We start from the raw sequence: 24,744 nt of genomic DNA, 5'->3' as shown, positions 1-24,744 counted from the left end.
CGACGCCTAAAGTGAGAAACTATTCCCTACCCCGGCGGCGCATCAGTCTGATTTCTTTTTCAAAGTCATCAGCACTTTCAAATGATTTGTACACGGAAGCAAAACGAAGATAGGCGACCTCGTCGAGTTCTCTAAGCGGATCGAGGATGGCAAGTCCAATCTCATTGGCCCTAATTTGCGAGCTACCACTACTTCGAACAGATTCTTCCACCTGCTGAGCTAGGCGTTTAAGAGCATCGTCGGAAACATCTCGGCCTTGGCAGGCGCGACGTACACCGGTGATCACCTTTTCGCGACTAAAAGGTTCTGTCAGCCCGTTCCTCTTCACCACTAACAAGATTGCTTTCTCAACGGTAGTGAACCGGCCACCACAGTTATTGCACTCGCGACGACGTCTAATGGCACTTCCCCCGTCAATAACACGAGAGTCAATTACCTTTGAGTGGTCATGCTGACAGAAGGGACAGTACATGTGCAGACTCCTTTTATGTGAAGCGTTTTAGCAACCCTGCATTCTAAATTTGCACATGCCAGTGTATGCCAGCAGGTAATGGCTCGAACTATTCCCCGAGCGAAACACCGACCATCTGAGCCTCAGGAAAGGTTGGAGCTATTTCTTCCTCCCCCGCTTGGGACCAAATTAAGCAGACAAAAACCACCAGGCCAAAGATGCCACCACCTGCCCACTGCTTCAGGTTTTCCTTAATCGAACGTCCGTGGGGATCAACTACTGGCTTTTGCTCAAGATCTTGCGGTGAATTTGCAACATGCCGAGGTAAATAAATAGGTGGATAAGGCCGTCCTATTTGACTATTCCTCAGAGGTTGAACCCTACCACTATTCGAATCTGCAAGCGTTCGAACATTAACCACTTTCGTATCACTATTTCGAGGTGTTTCGGCCATCCATACCGCCGCCGAAGGTACCACCAAACCCTGTGCCATTTTTCGCTCCTGGTGCATGTTAACTGCCATATCGGTCATCGTTTTCAAACCTTCCGTGTTTATCTTCCAACATCTTAGTTCTCCACCAAGACACGTTCGAACACTTTTACCGTTCACATGTTCGAGTAACTTTCTATGTTCGATTTATATCATTCCTCTCGAACATTGTCCATAGTTGACGAAGAAATCTCGAACACTCGTACCATTCCCGCTGGAAAACATGTATGGTTAGAAATTGAGATTGTTGACAAAAGTTCGAATAGCTACTGAGCTGAATTCATTTGCTGAGACCTGTAGTTGCTGGCAGAGATCTTGAGCAGTTTTGAAGGTTCAAAAACCAAAAAGATTTTGATGAAAGGAACACACAATGGCCGCTGAAAAGAAAAGTGGAATTAGAGGAAGTCGCGGTAGTCGCACTGCCAAGACCCTGCCCAATGGCAAGCCAGATCCGGCAAGTTTGTCCGATAGGCAGCGCCGAATCTTAGAGGTCATTCGAGATGCCGTCGTTCTTCGCGGATATCCACCAAGCATTCGTGAAATTGGCGATGCTGCAGGATTGCAGTCCACCTCCTCAGTGGCTTATCAGCTCAAAGAGTTGGAAAAGAAGGGCTTCCTGCGCAGGGATCCCAATAAGCCCCGCGCTGTCGACGTTCGCCACCTACCTGAGACTGAATCCCGTACCCCAAAGGTGGAGAAGTCCAAGTCTGCCGAAACTCCTGCGGTTTCACCAACAGAGTTTGCCGCCCAAGCGTCCTTCATTCCAGTGGTAGGAAAAATCGCAGCAGGCAGCCCAATCCTTGCCGAGCAAAATATCGAGGAGTACTACCCACTTCCTGCGGAGATCGTCGGCGAGGGCGAGCTTTTTATGTTGCAGGTAGTTGGAGAATCCATGCGCGATGCTGGCATTCTCGATGGCGACTGGGTTGTTGTTCGCTCCCAACCAGTTGCTGAACAAGGTGAGTTTGTCGCTGCCATGCTTGACGGCGAGGCAACGGTTAAGGAATTCCACAAGGACTCCACCGGAGTGTGGCTTCTCCCCCATAATGATTCTTTTACCCCAATCCCAGGCGAAGATGCTGAAATTATGGGCAAGGTTGTTTCGGTTATGCGCAAGCTTTAACCGACACTCAGCCCTAGTCCTTTACCTTTTACGCCTCGACTAAATGTGTTTTTCACGTGAGCACTTCTAGTCGGGGCTTTTTCTACCCCTTTTTAGGGGTAGTGTCCGATTTTTGCCAAAGAGAGCACTAATAGTGGTTTTACCTGTGGGTTTTCCGCTTAAATTTGTGACATTCATAAAAAACGCTGCCCACTTTTGTGAATTTGAGGATTTTTGATCGTTACCCTCAGCACAAAAAATCATATTTGGGCGTAATTCAGTGAAATACTAGAGGAATAGATCGGACATACTTTATAGCTAAGCTTTTTGTTTTAAGGGAGTGACATGTACGCAGAGGAGCGACGCCGCCAGATCGCATCGTTGACAGCGGTGGAAGGCCGAGTAAATGTCACGGAATTGGCAGGACGGTTTAACGTCACCGCTGAAACAATTCGACGTGATCTCGCAGTTTTGGATAGGGAGGGAATCGTCCATCGAGTTCATGGCGGTGCGGTAGCTACCCAGTCTTTCCAAACCACCGAGTTGAGTTTGGATACTCGATTCCGTTCTGCTTCATCAGCCAAATATTCCATCGCCAAGGCTGCCATGCAGTTCTTGCCAGAGTCCCATGGCGGACTTTTCCTGGATGCCGGTACCACTGTCACCGCACTCGCGGATCTCATCGCAGAGCATCCACATTCCAAGCAATGGTCAATCGTTACTAACTGCCTTCCCATCGCCCTCAACCTAGCTAATGCTGGTTTGGATGACGTACAACTCCTTGGTGGCAGCGTCCGCGCGATTACGCAGGCAGTTGTCGGTGATATTGCGCTACGCACTTTGGCGCTCATGCGCGCAGATGTGGTCTTCATCGGTACCAATGCCCTCACTCTCGACCATGGTCTGTCCACCGCTGATTCCCAAGAAGCAGCCATGAAGTCAGCCATGATTACTAATGCACATAAGGTGGTCGTCTTGTGTGACTCCACCAAGATGGGTACCGATTATCTGGTAAGTTTCGGAGCAATCGACGATATTGATGTTATCGTCACCGACTCCGGTGCCCCTGACAGTTTTGTTGAGCAGTTGCGCGAACGCGGAATAGAGGTTGTGATTGCAAAATGATCCTTACTGTGACGGTCAGCCCTTACCTGCTCAGCACCAATGAAGTAAATGGGGAAATCAACATTGGTGAAGCCAATCCCATCACCCAGGTCTCTACGGTTGCCGGCGGATTTGGCACCGGTGTTGCTGCGACCCTGTTTTATGGTGGCATTGAAACCTTTACAGTTTTCCCAGCCCCAGAGATTTCCCACTATTTGCGGTTGGTCACCCTAGCTGGTCTGCCACATGAGATCATTCCAGTGCCAGGTCCAATCCCCATGCACCTGACAATGCGGGATACAGCTGGGAATGAAACTCGCTTTAAGCACTCCCCTATGCCTTTGGATATTTCTCAGCTGGCAATTTTGCGTGACCTCGTAGTACGTCGCGCCGAGGATGCAACGTGGGTTCTCTTAGGCGGTAATCTTCCCGCCATTGCACCAGCTGCCTGGTACGTTGATGTTGTTCGATCCCTAAGGCTCTACCACCCAGATGTAAAGGTAGCGATCGCAGCCACCGGTAATGCTCTTCGCGCTGTAGTGCGCCAGCTGGCAGCCACTGCCCCAGACACTTTGATTGTTCCAGCAGAAGAACTAGAACAAAGCCTTGGCCACGCCCCTGGAAGCCTGCGTGATCCTTGGGCTAATGGCGATCAACAGCCACTGCTTGAAGCCGCAAAGTCTTTGGTCACCAAGGGAATCAAACAGGTTATCGTTACCAATAAGCGCAAAGAAGCACTGTTAGTTGCTGAGGATGAAGCCCTTCTTGCTACCTACTCGGAGGCTTCCGGAAAACAAGGGATTAACTGGCGTGAATCCTTTACCGCAGGTTTCCTCTCCTCAAACCTTGAGGTAAATGATTCTGCGGTTAATCTTGCGCGCGCCGTTGCTTATGCCAATGCTCAAGGCAGCGAGTGGGATAACTTTATTCCTACCCCAGATCGTCTGCTGCCAGAGTTTGTTGAGGTCCGGGCGCTTTCTTAAGCCCACCGCACCGCCGCCTCACCCCAACCAAAACAGAAGCCAAAAAGAACAAAAGAAGTGGTCCAAAGTCAAAAGACTTTGGACCACTTCTTTTCCTAGGTATGCCTGCCAATCAAGCTATTCGGCAGGCCACAGTCCTAGTTTGCTGCTTCGATAACTGCGCGGACGGCTGCGCGAGCTTCGGTTGCACCTTCGGCATCCAATGCTGCTGCAGCTGCCTTCTTGCAGGTTTCAAAATCAACCTCTGCCAACTGAGCACCAACTGCAGCAAGAGCCGTAGATGCTGCGGACAGGGAGTTAACTCCAAGACCGGTCAGTACGGTCGCCAACAGTGGGTCTGCTGCTGCTTCGCCACAGACACCAACTGGGGTATCAAAGCGCTTGCCCTCATCACAGGTGTGCTTAATCAGACGCAGCACAGCTGGCTGCCAAGGGTCAGTGAGGTATGCCAGTTCAGGGGACATACGGTCAGCGGCCATGGTGTACTGAGTGAGGTCATTGGTACCGATGGAGACAAAGTCCAGGTGAGGCATGATCTTGTCAGCCATAAGAGAAGCTGCCGGGACCTCAATCATGGCGCCGGCAATAAGGCCACGCTCGCGGCACATATCGGCAAACCACTTGGCTTCATAGGCGGTAGCAACCATAGGTGCCATAACCCAGGTTGGGGCTTCATCGCCACGGCCAAGATCCTGCACAGCCTTAGCAATTCCATCAAGCTGGCGGGTCAGCAATTCAACGTTCCCACGCGCAATGCGCAAACCACGCACACCAAGTGCTGGGTTCATTTCATCTGCCATGGAGGCAAAAGGAACTGGCTTATCAGAACCAGCGTCCAAGGAACGTACAACGACCTTAGATGATGGGAATGCAGCCAAGACCTGGGAGTAGACCTCTGCCTGCTCGTCAACGGAAGGCTCTTCGGTTGCAGAGAGGAAGCACAGCTCGGTACGGAAGAGGCCAATACCCTCGGCCTCAGTCTCTGCAGCCTGATGTGCGGTGTTGCCGTCTTGAACGTTAGCAAGCAGCTGTACGCGGTGGCCATCCTTGGTCTGGGCTGGGCCCTTCCACTCAGCTACTCGAGCAGCCTGCTCCATGGATTCAGCAACCAGCTTGGTAGCCACAGCTTCATCGGCGTTGCGCTCAATAGTGCCAAGACTGCCGTCGATAAGCACCTTTTCGCCGGACTTGATGTCCTTGATCTTGGAGCCGGTGGCCACGATACAAGGAACGTTGAGCTGGCGCGCAATGATTGCGGTGTGGCTGGTTGGGCCGCCCAACTCGGTGACCAGGCCGACAAAGAGGTCGGTGTCTAGCGCTGCGGTGTCAGCTGGTGAGAGATCGTCTGCAAAAAGCACGACCTGACCAGCAACGTCTGGCAAACCTGGTTCTTCTTCGCCGCGCAGCTCTGCAATGACGCGGTCACGGATGTCGCGGAGGTCGGTGGTACGCTCGGCAATGAGCCCACCTGCTGCTTCGAACATGGAGATGAACTTGGTGGTAGCTGCCACAACAGCGTATTCAGCAGGATGTCCACCCTTAACACCCTTAATAACAGCCTTGCGCCAGCCACGGTCATTGACCATGCCAGCGGTAGCTTTAAGCACCTCAGCGGCAGGGCCTTCAGCATGGGCTGAACGCTCAAGCAGGCGTGCAGAGACGGTGCCTGCTGCCTTATCAAACCGCTCTAGCTCTGCTTCGCGGTTTTCTTCAGCGATAACCTCACCTGCGGTTGGAAGTTCCGGACGCGGAGTGATCCACACTGCGCTTGCATAACGAACTCCACCGACGACGCCAGTACCCTTCAGTACAGTGTCATTAATCACATCGGCCACAATAGCCACCTTATCCTCACAGTCTGAGACTTGTTTCCCTCAAGATCACCACAAAATCAACAGTTGTGCAACTAATCAAACATAATCATATTGACAAACAAACACATATCAACATACATTGTTGTTATGAGGGCACAATATTTCTAAGAATGAGATGCTGCTCACATTTGAAGTTTTCGCAGTTTAACTTGGTTTTTGGGAGTTATCTTTGCGATAACACCATTGTAGTGACCTGAGACACATTGTGTAAAAAATGCCTTTAAAAAGGCCCTTTTTCCGCAAGAATCTCAAGTTTTTTCAGTACAACTGAAAATTCTGAAAACGGAAATAAATCAACATTTCCCTGTTCCACTTGTCACAATCAGCAACAATCACATACAACGCTTTAACAACTTCACAAAGTCCCGCTTGAACCCGCCACCTACCGACAAAAGGAGTCAAGATGTCTCAGACCACACGTCAACAGACAATCCTGGCTCTGTTATTGCCCACAGGCCGCGTCAGTGTTGTCGAACTTGCACAGCACTTTAATGTCACCTCGGAGACCATCCGGCGTGATCTGCGGATTATGGAATCTCTTGGTTTAGTGCAAAGAGTTCACGGCGGGGCGATTACCCCAGAGCCCAACGGCACCTCACCACCAACGCTTAAACCGGTGCAGGTTCCAGGTCTCCCGCCAAGCCCAGCAATGCTGAACTTGGCGGAAACAGCAGCCCAATTAATTGAACCCCAGGTGCGCAGCATTTTCCTCGACGCAGGACTTTCGTGTACCGCCTTAGCCACAGTGCTGGGAGATCCTCCCGAGAATGCACGGTGGACGGTAGTCACCAACTCCCCCGGCGCGGTGATTGCACTTTCGGATTCCGGCGAGACAACTGCCGCGATACTCGGAGGTTTTGTGCACGGGGACAGCCAGTCAATTATTGGTCCGGAGGCCGTCAAAATGGTTTCTCAGCTTCGCGCGGACATCGCCTTTGTCAGTGTGGATGCCTTTGATTCCAGGACCGGACTCAGCACCGATTACCCAGAAACCATTCCCATTAAAAAAGCTATGATCGCAAATTCTCGCTTCACCGTGGCAGTGCTTCCAAGTACTGAACAACCACAGCGCTGGCGGCACGGATTTGCTAGCACTGCCGATTTTGATGTTCTGGTCACAGATTCAGACGATATCCACGCACTACCCAATCAAGATTTCCAGGTGATTAACCCTTGATCATTACATTCACCCCCAACCCGAGTATTGACTGCACGCTCAGCCTGGGTGAGCAGCTCAATCGAGGCGCCGTCCAGCGCCTTAACTCGGTGACTTCGGTAGCCGGCGGTAAAGGCATCAACGTTGCCCACGCTGTGCTGCTTGCGGGAATTGAAACTCTCGCGATCTTCCCAGCTGGCAAGTTGGATCCTTTTGTTCCTTTGGTTCATGATATCGGACTGCCTGTGGCAGCGGTGAGCATCGCCACCAACGTCCGCACGAACACCACCGTCACCGAACCAGACGGCACCACCACCAAACTCAATGGCCCCGGCGCTCCGCTGAGCGAACCCAAGATTAAAAGCTTGGAAAAGGCGCTTGTCGACGCGCTGACGCCCGAGGTGGACTGGGTAGTGCTGGCTGGCTCCCTGCCTCCAGGGGCACCAAAAGACTGGTACTCACAGCTCACCACGCTGATTCATGAGACCCGTCCGGATGTGCGCGTGGCAGTGGATACCTCCGATGTGCCGCTGCTGGAACTCGGCAAAAATCTAGAAAGGCCAGGTGCTGCTCCTAACCTCATCAAACCCAATGGTCTCGAACTTGGACAATTAGCTCAAACTGATGGCGTAGAGCTGGAAGAGTTAGCTCTCCAGGGCAATTACACCCCCATCATCGAAGCCGCGGAAGTTCTGGTTAACCGCGGTGTAGAACAAGTCTTGGTCACCCTCGGTGCCGCTGGAGCTGTATTGGTTAATGCAGCCGGGGCCTGGGTGTCATCAACTCCAAAGATTGAAGTTGTGTCCACTGTAGGTGCAGGTGACAGCGCACTCGCAGGTTTTGTGATGGCACGTTCCAAGGGCGCTTCACTTGAAGATTCCCTACTTCAAGCTGTTTCATATGGTTCCGCCGCCGCGGCTTTGCCCGGCACCACAATCCCCCGTCCTGACCAAGTCACCGCAGCTGGTGCAGAGGTCACCCAGGTTAAGAAATCGAAAGAGTCATCATGAGTAGCGTAATTAATACCTCTCTCGTCAAGTTGGACGTCGATCTCGGCGCTTCCACCACTGATGTCATCAATGGTCTAGCAGCAGTTGTTCACGCTGCAGGCCGCGCCACCTCTGCTGAGGGCCTTGCTGCCGATGCAATTGCTCGCGAAGCAAAGTCCGGCACCGGCGTCCCCGGTAAGGTTGCTATCCCCCATTGCCGCAGTGAAGCAGTCTCTGAGCCCACCCTGGCTTTTGCTCGCTTGAGCCGCCCAGTGGACTTTAATGGTCCAGATGGCGATGCTGACGTGGTATTCCTCATTGCTGCCCCTGCTGGTGGTGGCAAAGAACACCTGAAGATTTTGTCCAAGCTCGCTCGCTCCTTGGTTAAAAAGGACTTTGTGCAGGCGCTGCATGAGGCTAAAACTGAGGAAGAAATTGTCAACGTGGTGGATGCCGTTCTCAACCCGGCTCCTAAAGACCCGGTTGCAGCCACGCCAGTGGCGGCAAGCGGGGCGGCGTCGACAAGCGTCACCCGTATCGTGGCTATCACCGCCTGCCCAACCGGTATTGCGCACACCTATATGGCTGCCGATGCACTGACGCAGACCGCTGAGGGACGCGATGATGTTGAGCTCGTTGTGGAAACTCAGGGTTCTTCCGCAGTGACCCCAATGGATCCTAAGGTTATTGCCGCTGCTGATGCTGTGATCTTTGCAACCGACGTGGGAGTGAAGGATCGTGAGCGTTTTGCGGGCATTCCGGTTATTGAATCCGGCGTGAAGCGTGCCATCAATGAGCCAGCCAAGATGATTGATGAGGCAATTGCTGCCTCCAAGAACCCTAATGCTCGCAAGGTTGCAGGTTCCGGCCAGGCTGTCGCTGCTGAAGAAGTTGGCGAGAAGCTCGGCTGGGGCAAGCGCATCCAGCAAGCTGTGATGACCGGCGTGTCCTACATGGTGCCTTTTGTGGCAGCCGGTGGCCTGCTGCTCGCCTTGGGCTTTGCCTTCGGTGGATATGACATGGCAAATGGCTGGCAAGCAATTGCCACCCAGTTCTCCCTCACCAACCTGCCTGGAAACACCATCGATATTGATGGCGTTGCCACCACCTTCGATCGCTCCGGCTTCCTGCTCTACTTCGGTGCTGTTCTCTTTGCTACCGGCCAAGGTGCAATGGGCTTCATTGTCGCAGCGCTTTCCGGCTACACCGCTTATGCTCTTGCAGGTCGCCCCGGTATTGCACCGGGCTTCGTGGGTGGCGCAATTTCCGTCACCGTTGGCGCTGGCTTCATCGGCGGTCTGGTCACCGGTATCATCGCAGGCCTTGTGGCTCTCTGGATTGGTTCCTGGAAGGTGCCACGCGTTATCCAGTCACTTATGCCTGTGGTTATCATCCCGCTGCTGACTTCCCTTGTGGTTGGCCTCGTAATGTTCTTGATCCTCGGCCGTCCACTGGCTGACATCATGGTTGGCCTGCAGAACTGGCTTGGATCCATGTCCGGTTCCTCCGCAATCCTGTTGGGTATCATCCTCGGCCTCATGATGTGCTTCGACCTCGGCGGTCCTGTGAACAAGGCGGCTTATCTCTTTGGTACCGCTGGTCTGTCCACCGGCGATCAGGCCTCTATGGAGATCATGGCAACTATTATGGCCGCCGGTATGGTTCCTCCAATCGCAATGTCTATCGCTACCCTGCTACGCAAGAACCTCTTCACCCCAGCAGAACAAGAAAACGGCAAGTCCTCCTGGCTGCTTGGTTTGGCATTCATCTCCGAGGGCGCAATTCCATTCGCTGCAGCTGACCCACTGCGCGTTATCCCAGCCATGATGGCTGGTGGCGCAACCACCGGTGCAATTTCTATGGCTCTTAACGTTGGTTCCCGTGCACCACACGGTGGCATCTTCGTGGTCTGGGCAATTGATCCTTGGTGGGGTTGGCTCATTGCACTGATCGCCGGAACTATTGTTTCCACTTTGGTTGTTATTGCTCTTAAGCAATTCTGGCCAAATAAGGCGACCGCTGCTGAGGTTGCAAAGCAAGAGGCTCGCGAAGCTGCAAACGCTTAACCTCGCCTGATGTGACTTAAAGGGGATGTTTGTTCGGACATTGTTTTTAAGTCCGGTATCGTGGCAATGCATTCAAAGTCTCAGTAGACTTGAAATAAGTTAAAACAGAACACTGCCACTCGTAGTGATCTGCAACTCAGAGCCCTTGGCCTACCGGCTAAGGGCCCCATGAAAGGAAAAATATAATGGCTTCCAAGACTGTTACCGTTGGTTCCTCAGTTGGTCTCCACGCTCGTCCTGCATCCATCATCGCTGAAGCTGCTGGCGAGTACGATGATGATATTTTCCTCACCCTCGTTGGTTCTGATGACGATGAAGAGACCGATGCCTCTTCTTCCCTGATGATCATGGCTTTGGGCGCAGAGCACGGCAACGAGGTTACTGTTACCTCCGATAACGCCGAGGCTGTTGAGAAGATTGCTGCTCTTATCGAGCGCGATCTTGACGCTGAGTAAACACCCCTCTAGTTAGTTTTCTAACTGCCTAAAGTGCCCTTGGACCTGCTGGTCCAATGGCACTTTTTTGTACTCACCTTGTCACCCGAGCACCCTGCACCTTAAACGGAGACGCTGAGGGGGGCGTCGACAAGCAAAAAGGTGTGCCCAGGTAGTTGTTAACTACCTGGGCACACCTTTAAGGGTGAGGCGGTTTTTAAACCGTTGCTGGAACCTGACAGACCTGAACAAAAACCTCAGTGACAAGATCCTTGCGGTCTTCCACGCCGGCTGGGCCTTCAATATATTCTTCCCAGCCAATGGTGTTTACCGGCAGCTTACAACCGGTTTCTGCAACACCATCGAAGATTTCTTCCCAGGTTTCATTCAAACCCTCATAGGGGCCCTCGTGGCGGGCGTGCATGGTCTTCATATCACGGAAGTGATGAACTGCCACATCGTCAATATCGCCACCGGATTGGCTGAGTGCCCCGCGGCGCAGGTTATCAGCCTGTGCTGGAGTGACAGGGAAACCAATGAGGATATCTACGGTGTCTGAGATATCACCGAAGTAGTAGGAACGGGCCGGTCCTGCTGGCTCGATTCCTTCCAAACGCAAGAGTTTTTTGATCTCTGCATAACCGTGCTGGAAAAGCTCGGGCAGCTCCTCAGGCTGAAGGATCACGCGGATTCCCACGATATCGTGGGCCGGGATCTTTTCATACTGGGTATCAACTATCAATGTGGGGTTCCTAAGAAAGACTAAACACTTTCCGCGCGCAGAAAAACGCGCGGACTCAAATTGCAGCGTACATTGCAGCGTACTAAAACTTGGCGTTTTTGCCTTCACCAATGGAGGTATAAAGCTTTTTCATGATGGGGTACAACACGATGATTCCTACTGAACCCCATGCGATTCCCTCAAGTGTAACGCCAAAAACGCTGAGCGTGAGGTTACCGATACCGGCAACCAATGCAACTGCAGCCATGGTCAAATTAACCGGGTTGTTAAAGTCAACCTTATTATCCTGCCAAATGCGAATACCCAACATACCAATCAAGCCATAAAGCACCAAACATGCTCCACCCAGCACGCCGGTGGGGATGGTGAAAATCAAAGCACCGAACTTAGGAATGAAGGCCAAGGCAATTGCAGTGAAAGCAGCAACCCAATAAGCAGCGGTGGAATAAACGCGGGTAGCAGCCATAACGCCGATGTTTTCAGCGTAGGTGGTGGTGCCAGAACCGCCGAAGCCACCAGCCAGGGTGGTGGCCAGGCCGTCTGCAATGAGGGCGTCGCCAGCTAGGTCATCGAGGTTCTCGCCAGTCATCTCTGACACTGCCTTTACGTGTCCCACGTTTTCTGCAATGAGCACGATAATTACGGGCAGGGTCACCAAAATGGCAGAGAGCTGGAACTGTGGGGTGTGGAATTGTGGCAAACCAAACCAGGCTGCAGCCTCAATGGTTTCCACTGATCCGGGTGCGAGGTTGCCACTCAGAGCTGCAAAAACCCAGCCCACGATGACACCAATAAGAATGCCCAGGCGCGCAACCATGCCACGGCCGGCCACGGTGGCCAACAAGATAGCAAAAAGGGTTACGGTGGCCACGAGTGGCTGGCTGGCAAAGTTGCCTGCTGCGGTGGGTGCCAGGTTTAGGCCAATCAGTGCCACGATGGCACCGGTTACGGTTGGTGGCATGACCGCGTCAATAACGCGACGGCCTGCTGCTTTCACCGCAAAGCCAATGGCGATGAGTACTAGACCAGCGACCAAAATGCCGCCGATTTGCACGCCAATGCCCTGGGCCTGGGTGGCGGTAAGCGGTGCAATGAAGGCAAAGGAGCTGCCCAGATAAGAAGGTAGGCGGTTGCGGGTAATTAGGAGGAAGAGAATTGTTCCCAAGCCTGAGAAGAGCAAGGTGGTGTTGACCGGAAATCCGGTGAGTGTGGGAACCAGCAAGGTGGCGCCAAACATGGCGATTACGTGCTGCATTCCGATTCCGATTGTGCGTCCCCAGCTCAGTCGCTCTTTAGGAGCAACTACTGCGCCGGGTTCGATCTTTTTGCCGTCTCCGTGGACGGTCCATCCCCAAGTTGAAGTCACGAACGTTCATTATCATCCTTGACCTAGCCTTTTGGGAAATCAAAAAGCCCACATCCAAAAGAATGTGGGCAAATTGTTACTAAAGGTTCTCCGCGCTAGCGCTCTACTGCGAACTCTTTGAGCTCCTGCGCCAACTGATCAGGGATACGCACATCAATCAAGGTGCCGTCCTCTGCATACTCCTCTGAGAGCACCGTGCCATGCTCGTGCAAACGCGAAACAATATCGCCGCGGGTAAAAGGAATCCGCAGCAAGAGGTGGCTATCGCGAGCATTTAGGAAAAGCTCAATGCGAGCCTCCAGCTCCTTAATTCCCTCACCTGTTAGTGCCGATACAAAGACCACATCATCAAGCACATGCCGTAGTTCGGCCAGGGTGAGCGGGTCAGCCTGATCGATCTTATTAACCACAATGATCTCCGGGGGTGGAGTTGCGCCGGTAGAGCGGATGATATCGCTAATAACCTTGTTTACGGCTTCAATTTGCTTGAGCGGAAATGCATCCGAGCCATCAACCACGTGCAGCATAAGATCTGCTTCTACCACTTCTTCCAAAGTGGATTTAAAAGCTTCCACCAAGGAGGTGGGCAGGTGTCGCACAAAGCCAACGGTATCGGTGAAGACCACATTGCGACCATCGGCCAACTCAGCCTTACGAGTGGTGGGGTCCAAGGTTGCAAAGAGCGCATTTTCCACCAGCACACCAGCACCGGTCATGGCATTAATCAGCGAAGATTTGCCCGCGTTGGTGTAACCGGCGATAGCTATCTGGGGCACAAAAGAACCTACGCGCTGCGCGCGTTTAACGCTTCTCGACGTATCCATGCCCGCAAGTTCGCGGCGTAGACGGGCCATATCGGTACGCAGGCGACGACGATCAGCCTCGATCTTGGTTTCACCGGGACCGCGCAGACCCACACCGCCATTGGAGCCAGCACGACCACCAGCCTGACGAGACAGATTGCCACCCCAACCACGCACACGAGAAATAAGGTATTCCATCTGTGCCAAAGCAACCTGGGTCTTACCTTCACGAGATTTAGCGTGCTGGGCAAAAATATCCAGAATCAACATAGTGCGGTCAATGACCTTGATGTTGAGGTCGCGCTCTAGTGCAACCAGCTGGGAGGGGCTGAGCTCACCATCAACCACCACGGTGTCAGCACCGGTGGCTTCAATAATTTCTTTAAGCTCTTTCACTTTGCCCGAACCAATAAAGGTGCCGGGGTCTGGTTTATCGCGCTTTTGGTAGAGCGATTCAATAACTTCTGCACCGGCGGTATCTGCCAGTGCAGCCAGCTCGGCTAAGCTGGCATCAATTTCGGCAGTGGTACCTTCGGTCCACACGCCCACCAAAATGACGCGCTCAAGACGCAGTTTTCGGTATTCAACCTCGTAGCCGTCCGCGGCTTCATCCGCATGGATTTCGGTCTCGCGCCGTCGAATAGCATCACGGTCTTCAAGGTCAAGCTCACCGACCGACGGTGCTGCCACATCCGCATGCAGCAAACCACTTAGATCAAAGCCGGTGCTTTCTTCTGGCTCGGGTGTGACATGATCTCGAAAGGCCTGGGCCAAGAGATCTTCATGATTAATAATCTTCTTTTCATCCATTGTTTAACTATTGTTCCACGTCACCTGCCTAAACGCATAGAGTTAATTCAACGCTCTCAGCGATCAGACCATAAACGATGTGACTAAACACGCACAATGGTGGCTCTATTCCCCAAATTGCCTTAGCTAAAAATCACCCTGAGGCAAAGTGACTGTTTAAAGGCCATAGCGCTACACTATTGGCCATGACTAGCGATCTTAAGACTATCGGTATGGATTTCGCCCGCTGGCAGGATGCAGTTGAGGCAGCTATTGCCTCTGAGCGTCTTGAGGTAACCGGCGAGGTCCGTGGCGGACAATTGATTCAATTCTCGGATAATTCCGGAGCCCAGATTAATATCCTGGCCGTGGAGCCTTTTGCCACCTTTGCTGGCTTTAAGTCTGCCACCGTGGCTTATGGCCACGTCAGCATGATTAATGATGTGCTGGCTTTGGTGGACATTATTGATCCTTTTGGCAATCCAGTAACCACCATTACCTGCAACCTTGCTCAAGGCCCATTGCTGGTTGATGAGCCAGTGCAGCGCTGGCAGCAGCTGCAGATTACTGCCCTTGGCGTAGACGTCAAGGTCTATGCAGATAGCACCGATTACCTGCTTAATGGTGGCGATACTGTAGGCACCTTGGTGTCTGAGGGCGCTGCCAAGGTGGAAAGCGGCAATGGCGCGATCGTCCCTGACGCCGCTGCTGAGTTTTCTGCCCGCGTGCTTTCCTCTGAGTACCGCACCAATGCACTGACTGGCCAGAGGTTTATTCACGCCACCGTTGATGGCATGTTTGCCTTTGATGTGTGCCTGCCTGATGCCCCTGAGCTGCCTGCTCGCGATTCCATCTTGGCTGGCAAGGTGATGCTTGCAGGTTCTGTCATCGCCCAGGAAAGCGCTGGCGGTTGTGGCTGCGGTTCAGGTGGTTGTGGCTGCGGTGGCCACTAATTAGACACCCCTGAAACGTGCTAAACAATAAGCAGGTCGAACTCTTTAAGAGTCCGACCTGCTTTTGGTTTTAAAGGGTAATTTCACCCAGGGCCAGGATCTTGGCCGGGCCGGTCAGGGTGGAGGTCTCTTCCATGATCTCTACGGTTACTTCACCGCCAGGAACTCGCACCTGCACCACGCCTTCGCCTTGCCCAGCGTCAGCGAGTGCCGCACGGGCTGCGGCAACAGTGCCGGTACCACAGGAGCGAGTCTCCCCCACTCCGCGTTCCCACACGCGCATATCCACGGCACCATCGTGCAGCTCAGTCAAAATTTCTACGTTGACACCGGTGGGGAAAAACTCAGTATCAAAAGTAGGTGCTTGCAGCGGGAACTCAGCCAATGCCTCAGCTGTCAATCCTGGTACCACGCTGGCCAGGTGTGGATTGCCCATATTCACGCCCAGCCCAGCAAAGTTTTGGCCGCTAATCTCACAGGTGGAAAGGCCAGTTACCTCAGCAGGACCCATATCCACGCGGACCACGGCATCAAAATCATCAAAAGAGAGCACATCTACATGGCGCAGCCCGGCGCGAGTACCGATATCAAAGCTATCGGAATCAACTAGACCACGGGAGCGCAGCCAGTGGGCAAAAAGGCGCACACCATTGCCACACATTTCAGCCAAAGTACCATCGGCATTGCGGTAATCCATAAACCACAGATCCGGATCAACAGTGCTATCTGCGATCTCGCCTGCCTTGACTACTCTCAAGATGCCATCGGCACCAATGCCGGCGCGACGATCACATAAAAGCGCTACTTGTTCCGGGCTAATATCAAATTCCGCATGCTCATCGGAGATAATGATGAAGTCATTTTCGGTGGCATGGCCTTTGGCAAAAGGAATAACAGTTTTCACGTGCACTATTCTAACCCCAAAATGGTGTAGGCCTGTGACACGGTATCGCCAGCGGCATCAATCCACTGCACTCGGTGATCACGGTTAAACCAACTGCGTTGGCGGCGCACATAACGGCGGGTACCAATAACGGTACGTTCCTCCACATCCTCCCACGGCAAACCCCCTGCCATCGCGGCAAGCACCTGCGCATATCCAATAGCGCGCCCTGCGGTAGAAGCTGCAATAAGGCCATGGTTTGCCACCAAGCCTTCCACCTCTGCCACAAAACCGCGCTCAAACATCAGATGCGTGCGCAGTTCAATGCGGGGATTAAGCCATTCGGGAGTGGTCTTAAGACCCAGAATCTTAGTCCCCCAGCGTGGCGGTGCATCTTTTGGTGGTTGGCTAGCTTGGAAAGGCTCACCGGTTAGTTCAATAACTTCTAAGGCACGCACAGTTCGGCGCGGATCACGGTCTTCAATAATGGCGGCAGCCTCGGGATCAACCTCAGCTAGATGGGCATGGAGCTTTTCAATACCCACCTCATCTAATTTGTCCTGCCAGGCTTGGCGCACTGCGGGATCAGTGGGTGGAAATTGCCAATCATCCACCAAAGACTGCACATATAGCATGGATCCGCCGACCAAAATTGGGGTTTTACCACGGCTCATAATCTCTTCCACATCAGCAATGGCTTCATGCTGATAACGCGCCACTGAGGCAGTTTCCGTGACATCCAAAACATCGAGCTGGTGGTGAATAACGCCTTCGCGTTCCTCCAGGGTGAGCTTGGCCGTGCCAATATCCATGCCGCGATAAAGCTGCATGGAATCCACATTGACCACTTCCCCATCAAGGCGCTTGGCAAGCGCAATGCCCAGAGCTGATTTACCTGAAGCTGTCGGTCCGACCACCGCAATCGGTGTCACCACTTATTTTTCTCCCTTATTAATAGTCCACCGGGCCACATAACGGCCCACACCTAGGGTGTCATCCACATCCAATAATTCTGAGCTTTCTACCAGCGGTAAGAGCTGATAAAGATCCAGCCAGAGCGCGGGATCGCGGAGGGAGGCGTCGAAAAGCGCTTGAGCAGTGCGCGGTTCGGCTTTCCCCTGCAGCAACTGCTGGCACCACTGGTGTGCTGCGGGCGCGCCGGGCACCAGTGAAGAGGGTGCGCGCGGGGTAAGGCCGGTGGGACCGTCCAGCGCCACCAGAGTTAACGTTTCTGCGCTTATCGACGTCGCCTCTCCTGCCACGGACACCACACGCTCTTGGGCCTCGCCGAGGACATAACGCTGCAAAATTTCCGCTAGGTAATTGCCCGCACCCACCTTTACTTGGGGCGCTCCCCAAGCCTTTAAGCTGCCACTATGGCTAGTAGACCACTGCGGGTCACGGGAGCCAATGAGTTCGATGGGCCAGTTATGTGCCTTTAGTTCTTGGGTCAAAACGCTTTTGAGCGTGGACACCAGACGTTGTCCGGCATGGTCTTGCGGCGCAAGTTCCGCGACCAAGGCGGGGCTTGAGGGCATGATGATCAGCGTTGCTTTCACCTGAACTAGCCTATCGTGAATGTGCTCTCACCATTGTTAAGCCCCTCGTTTGATGAATTCAATGGCGCTTGTGCCCCCTATCTGGCTGACACCCAAGTGGGCACGCTGTATGTTTAGAATACGTAATTTGAGTTTCGGCGGCCGTGTCGCGCGGCCAGGACGACGCAAGTAAAAGGACCGATCATGACTGAGAACCAGACCTCTAGCTCCACCCCAGCCCCGAAGCCGGGCCCACGGCCAGGACCCCGCCCTGGTGCTCACGTGGCAGCAAAGAAGGCTGCTGTTGCTTCCACCCCTGCTCCGCTGGCTAAAACGCCTAATAATCCTGCCAAGTTTGGCCGGGTGGAAGCTGATGGTTCTGCCTATGTCACCACTTCTAAGGGCGAGCGCCTGATCGGTTCCTGGCAGGCTGGTACTCCAAAGGAGGGTCTCGCCCACTTTGGTACTCGTTTTGATGATCTTGCCACTGAGGTTGCCCTGCTGGAGCAGCGTCTGGTCTCCCACCCTGATGATGCACCCACCATCCGTGCTAAGGCAGAAGAGATCAAGGGCACTCTTGACACTGTTGCTGCCATTGGTGATCTGGATGCGCTGGAACTGCGTTTGAGCAAAATCATTGACAGCTCTGAAGAAGCCAATGAGCGCGCCAAGGAAGAAAAGGCCAAGCGCCGCGAGGAGGCTGTTGCTCGCAAGGAAGCCCTAGCCACCGAGGCTGAGGGCCTGGCAGAAAACTCCACTGATTGGAAGAACGCCGGCGATCGTATCCGCGCGATCTTGGATGAGTGGAAGTCCATTCACGGCATTGATCGCAAGACCGATGATGATCTGTGGAAGCGCTACTCCCGTGCCCGTGATGCCTTCAACCGTCGTCGTGGTGCGCACTTTGCAGACCTGGATCGTGGCCGCGCCACTGCTCGCAAGATCAAGGAAGAGCTGGTTGAGCGCGCAAATGCACTGAAGGAATCCGCTGAGTGGAATGACACCGCGCGTGCCTTCCGCGATTTGATGAGCGAGTGGAAGGCTGCTGGCCGTGCTCCTCGCGAAATTGATGACAAGCTGTGGGCTGCTTTCAAGGAAGCCCAGGACTTCTTCTTTGATAAGCGCAACTCTGTAGCTAAGGAGCGCGATCAGGAATTTGAGAACAATGCCGCTGCTAAGCAGGCACTGCTTGATGAATATGACACTCAGATTGATCCTGCCAAGAACCTCGAAGGCGCTCGCACCAAGCTGCGTGAGCTGCAGGAGAAGTGGGAAGAGATCGGCTATGTTCCACGCAACCAAGTTCGTGAGTTTGAGGACAAGATTGGCGCTTTGGAAAAGCGCGTAGCTGAGGCCGAGGAGTCCCAGTGGCGCCGTACCGATCCGGAGGCGCAGGCTCGTGCCGATCAGTTCTCCGCGAAGGTGGCCGAGTTTAACGCTCAGGCCGAGGCCGCTGAAGCCAAGGGCAACACCAAGAAGGCGGAGAAGCTGCGTGCCCAGGCTGCGCAGTGGGAAGAGTGGGCTCGCGCCGCTCATGAGGCAGTGGAACAGCTCTAAGTGAGGTTTTTCCAGCTAGCGGACCAGGTTGCAGGGCAAGACCCCGATGATCTGGTCCGCTCTTTTGTGTTCATGTCCAATATGGCTGCCCAGGAAACCGCTGGCAACCGCGATGTTTCCATCTCCCTTGAGCGCATCCAGCGGGATTTGGTGGGCAGCCCCGAAATGTCCGCGCAGTTGCACATCGCCACCTTCGATCCGCCCGACGCCGAATGGATTGAGCCCGCAGGCTTCCTCAAAATCAACCTGCCCCTCATCGACGACACCGCCTCCGCGAGCCTCGACATTGTCCTTGATGCTGGCCTGCAGCCATTGCCCGGCGAGCGTTTAAGCACCGAGGCAATAACGCTTATCGACGCGCTACTGCAGCGGGGCGAAAGCACCGCGGCGAATGCACCGTGGCAGCGCAGCATTTTTCACACTGCGCATATGCACCCTGCCGGCGGTCTTGATGACTGCGATTATTGCGCCGTTTTAATCGCGCGTGGCTATCAGCTAGCCCATGAGGAGATCCAACAAACCTTGCCAGTACAGCCTCAGCCCTGGACTTTACGCGATCAGCAGTTGCGCACCGTGGTGGGCAGCGACTTCCCTGCTGAGCTTATTCCAGGGATTATCGAGCTGGAAAATATCGCAGCGCGGGATACTCCCCATGGCCGTTTAAGTGTTGCTCCCGAACCGTGGTCGGTGGAGCGTTTGGCACAACAAGCCCAACGCATTGCTGAATTTGGCACCAAACTATTTACGGTGCTGAGCCTGGATGAGCTGGGAGTTAGTGGAATGTCTAGCATTTCCATGGCGCCTGGGACGAACCCCGATGTTGCTGAACAAGGGCTTACGATTGTGCATCCGCGAGCACGTGGTCGCGGTTTAAGCCGCCACCTCAAAGGTGCCTGCATGGAGCTTTTGTCCTTGCACCATCCGGCGGTAAAACGGGTAGCAACCTCAAACGCGGTTGATAACCAGGAAATGCTGGCCATCAACCGCGCTTTGGGTGCTCAAGAAATTTCCCGCACCACCCTGTGGGAAAAGCGGGAGAATCTGGTTTAGCCCTCTTGCTCGGGCTCGCTGTGCCGGCGGCGATTGACGCGGGCGCGGCGATCGTCGATAAGCAAAGGGTTGGTCTCTGGGCTGTGTTGCTGCTGCTCCAGCAGGGCGCGCTGGGCGGAAGCAACATGGTCGAGATCGTGGTTTTCCGAGCGACGCTGGGCGATCTCTTCTTGAGCATCACTGCGCGCCAGGATGGTGGTGGATAGTCCCCATACCGCGGCAATAGCTGCCACGATGGCGAGGATCATGCCGATATTGACATAGGTGACCTGGGTGCTGGTGGAGGTTTGACGCATCCAGATGGCGAAGACGGCAAAAACCAGGGTGACACAGCTGAAAATCCAGCCCACCCAGGCCATCCACGTGCGCTTGGTGATCACGGTGCCCAAGCCAAAAATCACCACACCAATGATGCCCAGGTAGTAAAACACGTATTCCGCGAGGGTGACGCGCGCGGAGGAGGCAGTATCAGAAAGCGTGAGCACCTGGAAACCCATGACCCCGCGGATATGTGGCAAAGCGAGCGAAAGGAGGAAAAGCACACCTCCGGCGATTAAAAACCACTTCTTATCACCAAGTTCAAGAGTTTTAGCTGCCTCTTTTTCCAATGATGCTAGTTCTGTGCCACTAAGCGCTTTTTCGCTCACTTTAAAGCTCATTTCCTCTGGGGGTTGATGCATCCATCCTATACCGCTGGTCTGGACGCCCTCTATTGTGCTGCTGCCATTAACTAACTAGGAGATGCCCTAGTTAACGGAGCAGCAAGCTGCATCTGCAGCTGGTGCAACCTTGGGAGCACCAATGCTTGGCAGGCCCAAACCAACGCCGATGGGAGCGGTGGTTGGAACCTTGCCCACAGCGGAGTTATCGCCCGCCTTGGTGCGGCGATGTATCTGCACGCCGGCATCTGCGGTAAGGAAAAATGGCGTTGCTGCGGTGACTTCAACCTCAACATAATCACCAGGACGGATCTCGCCGTCAAGGTTGCCTTCTGGAGCAAAGTGCACCAAACGGCCATCGCGGGCACGGCCGCTGAGGCGATGGGTCTCATTGTTTTTGCGACCACCACCGGCTTGGACCAAAAGCTCAACAGTCTGGCCGATAAACTTAGCGTTTTCCTCGGCGCCGATCTGCTCCTGCAAAGCCATCAAACGCTCATAGCGTTCTTGGACAACTTCCTTTGGAACCTGGTCTTCATATTCTGCAGCGGGGGTTCCGGGACGTGGGCTGTACTGGAAGGTATAAGCAGAAGTAAAGCGTGCCTGCTTGACAACATCCATGGTTGCCTGGAAATCCTCTTCAGTTTCCCCAGGGAATCCCACGATGATATCGGTGGTGATGGCAGCATGTGGAATCTTCTGGCGGACTTCTTCCAAGATGTTAAGGAACTTCTTGGAACGGTAGGAGCGACGCATTTCCTTCAAAATCCGATCAGAGCCGGACTGCAAAGGCATGTGTAGCTGAGGGCAGATATTAGGGGTTTCTGCCATAGCGTCGATGACATCAGAGGTGAATTCTGCTGGGTGTGGGCTGGTGAAGCGCACACGCTCAAGGCCTTCGATATTTCCGCAGGCACGCAGCAGCTTGGAGAAAGCCGAGCGATCGCGCTCGAGCTCGGGGTCAACAAAGTTCACGCCATAGGCATTTACGTTTTGTCCCAGCAGGGTAACTTCACTAACGCCCTGGTCAACCAGTGCTTGTACCTCGGCCAGCACATCGCCGGGGCGACGATCCTGCTCTTTACCGCGCAGGGAAGGCACGATACAGAAGGTGCAGGTGTTGTTGCAGCCCACGGATACCGAAACCCAGCCAGCATAGGCGGATTCTCGCTTGGCTGGTAGTACAGAGGGGAATTGCTCGAGGGAATCGACAATTTCCACCTGCGCCTTGGAGTTATGCTCCGCGCGGTTAAGCAAGGTGGGAAGGGAGGCAATGTTGTGGGTACCAAATACAACGTCAACCCACGGAGCCTTCTTCACCACAGTGTCTTTATCTTTTTGGGCCAAGCAGCCACCCACGGCGATCTGCATGCCTGGGTTCTTCTCTTTCACACTGCGCAGGTTGCCGAGGGTGCCATAAAGGCGCATATCGGCGTTTTCACGCACAGCGCAGGTGTTAAAAACCACCAAGTCTGGGGTGTCGTCCTTGGTGGCAGCTACATAGCCAGCCTCTTCGAGCAATCCGGAGAGTCGCTCAGAATCATGGACGTTCATCTGGCAGCCAAATGTTTTTACTTCATAGGTACGTGGAGTCCCTGCCCCTCCCTCGGCGACAACCTCGGGGTTAATGCCAAAATTCTCTGCCAATTCAGCTGCGGCGGAGTCGGGGCGGATAGTTACCTGATGTTGATTAATTTGCTGCGTCACGATTGGTAATTGTATCGCCGTGCTTGCCCTTAACATAAACGCGGATTTTTCGCCGTTTTTTCAGGCTGCAATTTTAGGTTTTGAAGCTTATTTTTTGCCCTCAAAATCCTCCTTTTTTGACATTGGTTTCTATCGGTAGATAGTTATAAACCGGAAGAAAACGGTAATTACCCCCTCCCAATGCCCCCTAGCGAACTGGGAAAATAGAGCTATTTACCGATTGGTTTATTTCAAAATGGACTCATTCACACAAAAACGAACAAGAAAGCCTACTACTGAATTATGCTTTCGATATGACGCAGACCACAAGCTCTCCGATGATTAAGATGACGGGAGTTCAGAAGTTCTTTGATGACTTCCACGCTTTGACCGACATCAATCTTGAAATCCCTCGTGGCCAAGTTGTTGTTGTCCTAGGTCCCTCCGGCTCCGGAAAATCGACCTTGTGCCGCACCATCAACCGCTTGGAAACCATCGAGGAAGGCACCATCGAGATTGATGGTGAGCTCCTCCCCGAAGAAGGCAAAGGACTGGCCAAACTTCGTGCTGACGTAGGAATGGTTTTCCAATCCTTCAACCTCTTCCCCCACCTCACCATCCGTGACAATGTCACCCTGGCACCGATGAAGGTGCGCAAGATGAAAAAGGCTGAGGCGGAAAAACTGGCAATGACCCTGCTCGAGCGCGTTGGCATTGCTACCCAAGCTGATAAATACCCAGCTCAGCTCTCCGGCGGCCAGCAGCAGCGCGTGGCAATTGCCCGCGCCCTGGCCATGAACCCCAAGGTCATGCTTTTCGACGAACCAACCTCGGCTTTGGACCCAGAAATGGTCAATGAAGTGCTGGACGTCATGGCAAGCCTTGCTAAGGAAGGCATGACCATGGTGTGCGTCACCCACGAAATGGGCTTCGCCCGCAAAGCGGCAGACCGCGTGCTGTTCATGGCCGAAGGTTGCGTAATCGAAGACACCGATCCGGAATCCTTCTTCAGCAATCCCCAATCGGATCGCGCGAAGGACTTCCTCGGAAAAATCCTTGCCCACTAATTCTTAACTCACACAAACTTTTAGGAGACACCATGTCCAAGAAATCCATGTTCACCAAAATCGCTGCCACCCTCGGCGCTACCGCTCTCGCCGGCGTCACCTTGACCGCCTGTGGTGATTCCAGCGGAGGTGGCGAAGGCCTGCTCGCTTCCATCGAGGGCGGCACCGTAACTATCGGTACCAAGTTTGACCAGCCAGGCCTCGGTCTGCGCAACCCTGACAACTCCATGAGTGGCCTTGACGTTGATGTTGCTGAATACGTGGTCAACTCCATTGCCGATGACCAGGGCTGGGAGCACCCAACCATTGAATGGCGTGAGTCTCCTTCCGCACAGCGTGAAACCCTCATCCAAAACGGCGAAGTAGATATGATCGCCGCAACCTACTCCATCAACGCTGGCCGTTCCGAGTCCGTCAACTTCGGTGGCCCATACTTGCTCACCCACCAAGCTCTCTTGGTCCGCCAGGATGATGACCGCATCCAGACCCTCGAAGATCTGGCCGATGGCCTGATCCTTTGCTCCGTCACTGGTTCCACCCCAGCACAGAAAGTCAAGGATGTTCTTCCTGGCGTTCAGCTGCAGGAATATGACACCTACTCCTCCTGTGTTGAGGCACTCAATCAGGGCAACGTAGATGCCATGACCACTGACGCAACCATCCTCTTCGGCTACTCCCAGCAGTACGAAGGCGAATTCCGCGTTGTTGAAATGGAAAAGGACGGCGCACCTTTCACCAATGAGTACTACGGCATCGGCTTGAAGAAGGACGACACCGAAGCTACCGACGCTATCAACGCAGCTCTTGAGCGTATGTACGCAGATGGCAGCTTCCAGCGTCTGCTCACCGAAAACCTTGGTGAAGACTCCGTTGTTGTTGAAGAAGGAACCCCAGGCGATCTTTCCTTCTTGGACGCGAGCTAACTCACGGTTAAATAGCTCCACCTGATTAGACTGCGTGGCACTTCACGCCCGTGAGGTGCCACGCATTGTTCATTTTTCT

The 24,744-nt window shown here is 53.8% G+C and carries 23 protein-coding genes; 12 read left to right on the top strand and 11 right to left on the bottom strand.

What is annotated here, in order from left to right; all coding sequences use genetic code 11:
• Positions 1-19: 19 nt before the first annotated feature.
• Both nrdR and SFC07_RS02640 read right to left on the bottom strand, forming a co-directional pair.
• Positions 20-472 (bottom strand): transcriptional regulator NrdR, encoded by a 453-nt coding sequence (nrdR, locus tag SFC07_RS02645; protein WP_411206673.1) that lies wholly within the window; start codon positions 470-472, stop codon positions 20-22.
• An 88-nt stretch (positions 473-560) separates the two neighbouring features.
• On the bottom strand, positions 561-983 hold the full coding sequence (locus tag SFC07_RS02640; protein WP_411206672.1) for a hypothetical protein: 423 nt from the start codon (positions 981-983) through the stop codon (positions 561-563).
• A gap of 328 nt (positions 984-1,311) precedes the next feature.
• On the opposite strand from SFC07_RS02640, the gene lexA reads away from it, so the two are divergent.
• From lexA to SFC07_RS02625, 3 genes are all read left to right on the top strand, one after another.
• Complete coding sequence (gene lexA / locus SFC07_RS02635) at positions 1,312-2,064, top strand: transcriptional repressor LexA (protein WP_411206671.1); 753 nt, start codon at positions 1,312-1,314, stop codon at positions 2,062-2,064.
• Positions 2,065-2,388: 324 nt separating this feature from the next.
• Positions 2,389-3,168, top strand: a complete 780-nt coding sequence (locus SFC07_RS02630; RefSeq protein ID WP_411206670.1) for a DeoR/GlpR family DNA-binding transcription regulator — start codon at positions 2,389-2,391, stop codon at positions 3,166-3,168.
• Positions 3,165-4,130, top strand: coding sequence for a 1-phosphofructokinase family hexose kinase (locus SFC07_RS02625; protein ID WP_411206669.1), 966 nt, complete (start codon positions 3,165-3,167; stop codon positions 4,128-4,130). The genes SFC07_RS02630 and SFC07_RS02625 overlap by 4 nt, the downstream gene beginning before the upstream one ends.
• A gap of 137 nt (positions 4,131-4,267) precedes the next feature.
• On the opposite strand, the gene ptsP is transcribed toward SFC07_RS02625, so the two are convergent.
• Positions 4,268-5,965, bottom strand: a complete 1,698-nt coding sequence (gene ptsP, locus SFC07_RS02620; RefSeq protein WP_411206668.1) for a phosphoenolpyruvate--protein phosphotransferase — start codon at positions 5,963-5,965, stop codon at positions 4,268-4,270.
• A gap of 442 nt (positions 5,966-6,407) precedes the next feature.
• On the opposite strand from ptsP, the gene SFC07_RS02615 reads away from it, so the two are divergent.
• From SFC07_RS02615 to SFC07_RS02600, 4 genes are all read left to right on the top strand, one after another.
• Positions 6,408-7,181 carry a DeoR/GlpR family DNA-binding transcription regulator gene (locus SFC07_RS02615; protein ID WP_411206667.1) on the top strand — a complete coding sequence of 258 codons (774 nt, stop codon included), beginning with the start codon at positions 6,408-6,410 and terminating at the stop codon, positions 7,179-7,181.
• Positions 7,178-8,170, top strand: coding sequence for a 1-phosphofructokinase (locus SFC07_RS02610; protein ID WP_411206666.1), 993 nt, complete (start codon positions 7,178-7,180; stop codon positions 8,168-8,170). Before SFC07_RS02615 ends, SFC07_RS02610 begins: the two co-directional genes overlap by 4 nt.
• Positions 8,167-10,215, top strand: a complete 2,049-nt coding sequence (locus SFC07_RS02605) for a fructose-specific PTS transporter subunit EIIC (RefSeq protein WP_411206664.1) — start codon at positions 8,167-8,169, stop codon at positions 10,213-10,215. Before SFC07_RS02610 ends, SFC07_RS02605 begins: the two co-directional genes overlap by 4 nt.
• Before the next feature lie 185 nt (positions 10,216-10,400).
• Positions 10,401-10,670, top strand: a complete 270-nt coding sequence (locus tag SFC07_RS02600; RefSeq protein ID WP_015651498.1) for an HPr family phosphocarrier protein — start codon at positions 10,401-10,403, stop codon at positions 10,668-10,670.
• Between the two features lie 196 nt (positions 10,671-10,866).
• Here the strand turns inward: SFC07_RS02600 and SFC07_RS02595 are convergent, their stop codons facing one another.
• The 3 genes from SFC07_RS02595 to hflX all read right to left on the bottom strand — a co-directional run bounded on the left by SFC07_RS02595 (position 10,867) and on the right by hflX (position 14,370).
• Positions 10,867-11,391, bottom strand: a complete 525-nt coding sequence (locus SFC07_RS02595; RefSeq protein WP_411206662.1) for a GyrI-like domain-containing protein — start codon at positions 11,389-11,391, stop codon at positions 10,867-10,869.
• A gap of 82 nt (positions 11,392-11,473) precedes the next feature.
• Positions 11,474-12,757, bottom strand: a complete 1,284-nt coding sequence (locus tag SFC07_RS02590) for a uracil-xanthine permease family protein (RefSeq protein ID WP_411206661.1) — start codon at positions 12,755-12,757, stop codon at positions 11,474-11,476.
• Between the two features lie 95 nt (positions 12,758-12,852).
• A complete protein-coding gene (gene hflX / locus SFC07_RS02585) occupies positions 12,853-14,370 on the bottom strand; it encodes a GTPase HflX (protein WP_411206660.1) in 1,518 nt (505 codons plus the stop codon).
• A gap of 185 nt (positions 14,371-14,555) precedes the next feature.
• Here hflX and SFC07_RS02580 point away from each other — a divergent pair, with 185 nt between their 5' ends.
• On the top strand, positions 14,556-15,302 hold the full coding sequence (locus tag SFC07_RS02580) for a hypothetical protein (protein ID WP_411206659.1): 747 nt from the start codon (positions 14,556-14,558) through the stop codon (positions 15,300-15,302).
• A gap of 70 nt (positions 15,303-15,372) precedes the next feature.
• Here the strand turns inward: SFC07_RS02580 and dapF are convergent, their stop codons facing one another.
• From dapF to SFC07_RS02565, 3 genes are read right to left on the bottom strand one after another with little or no spacing between them, the layout of a single operon-like run.
• Positions 15,373-16,206: a diaminopimelate epimerase gene (gene dapF, locus SFC07_RS02575; protein WP_411206658.1), complete on the bottom strand. Its 834-nt coding sequence runs from the start codon at positions 16,204-16,206 to the stop codon at positions 15,373-15,375.
• Between the two features lie 5 nt (positions 16,207-16,211).
• The gene (miaA, locus tag SFC07_RS02570; RefSeq protein ID WP_411206657.1) at positions 16,212-17,120 is read right to left on the bottom strand and encodes a tRNA (adenosine(37)-N6)-dimethylallyltransferase MiaA; all 909 of its coding nucleotides are present in this window, start codon (positions 17,118-17,120) and stop codon (positions 16,212-16,214) included.
• On the bottom strand, positions 17,121-17,744 hold the full coding sequence (locus tag SFC07_RS02565) for a hypothetical protein (protein WP_411206656.1): 624 nt from the start codon (positions 17,742-17,744) through the stop codon (positions 17,121-17,123).
• Between the two features lie 183 nt (positions 17,745-17,927).
• Here SFC07_RS02565 and SFC07_RS02560 point away from each other — a divergent pair, with 183 nt between their 5' ends.
• A complete protein-coding gene (locus SFC07_RS02560; RefSeq protein WP_411206655.1) occupies positions 17,928-19,280 on the top strand; it encodes a DUF349 domain-containing protein in 1,353 nt (450 codons plus the stop codon).
• Positions 19,281-20,330: an N-acetyltransferase gene (locus SFC07_RS02555; protein ID WP_411206654.1), complete on the top strand. Its 1,050-nt coding sequence runs from the start codon at positions 19,281-19,283 to the stop codon at positions 20,328-20,330. It abuts the gene before it with no gap.
• On the opposite strand, the gene SFC07_RS02550 is transcribed toward SFC07_RS02555, so the two are convergent.
• Together SFC07_RS02550 and miaB are read right to left on the bottom strand one after the other, a co-directional pair.
• Positions 20,327-20,977, bottom strand: coding sequence for an MFS transporter (locus SFC07_RS02550; protein WP_411206653.1), 651 nt, complete (start codon positions 20,975-20,977; stop codon positions 20,327-20,329). The two genes, SFC07_RS02555 and SFC07_RS02550, sit on opposite strands and share 4 nt — an antisense overlap.
• Positions 20,978-21,076: 99 nt before the next feature.
• On the bottom strand, positions 21,077-22,618 hold the full coding sequence (gene miaB / locus SFC07_RS02545) for a tRNA (N6-isopentenyl adenosine(37)-C2)-methylthiotransferase MiaB (RefSeq protein WP_411206761.1): 1,542 nt from the start codon (positions 22,616-22,618) through the stop codon (positions 21,077-21,079).
• A 395-nt stretch (positions 22,619-23,013) separates the two neighbouring features.
• On the opposite strand from miaB, the gene gluA reads away from it, so the two are divergent.
• Positions 23,014-23,742, top strand: coding sequence for a glutamate ABC transporter ATP-binding protein GluA (gene gluA / locus SFC07_RS02540; RefSeq protein WP_411206760.1), 729 nt, complete (start codon positions 23,014-23,016; stop codon positions 23,740-23,742).
• 32 nt (positions 23,743-23,774) lie between these two features.
• On the top strand, positions 23,775-24,665 hold the full coding sequence (gene gluB, locus SFC07_RS02535; RefSeq protein ID WP_411206652.1) for a glutamate ABC transporter substrate-binding protein GluB: 891 nt from the start codon (positions 23,775-23,777) through the stop codon (positions 24,663-24,665).
• Positions 24,666-24,744: the final 79 nt, after the last annotated feature.

The sequence above is a fragment of the Corynebacterium callunae genome, assembly GCF_046592015.1.
In the GTDB taxonomy this organism is placed as follows: domain Bacteria; phylum Actinomycetota; class Actinomycetes; order Mycobacteriales; family Mycobacteriaceae; genus Corynebacterium; species Corynebacterium callunae_A.
The sequence above is the reverse complement of the archived record's forward strand: the minus strand, read 5'-3'. Positions and strand labels throughout refer to the sequence as shown.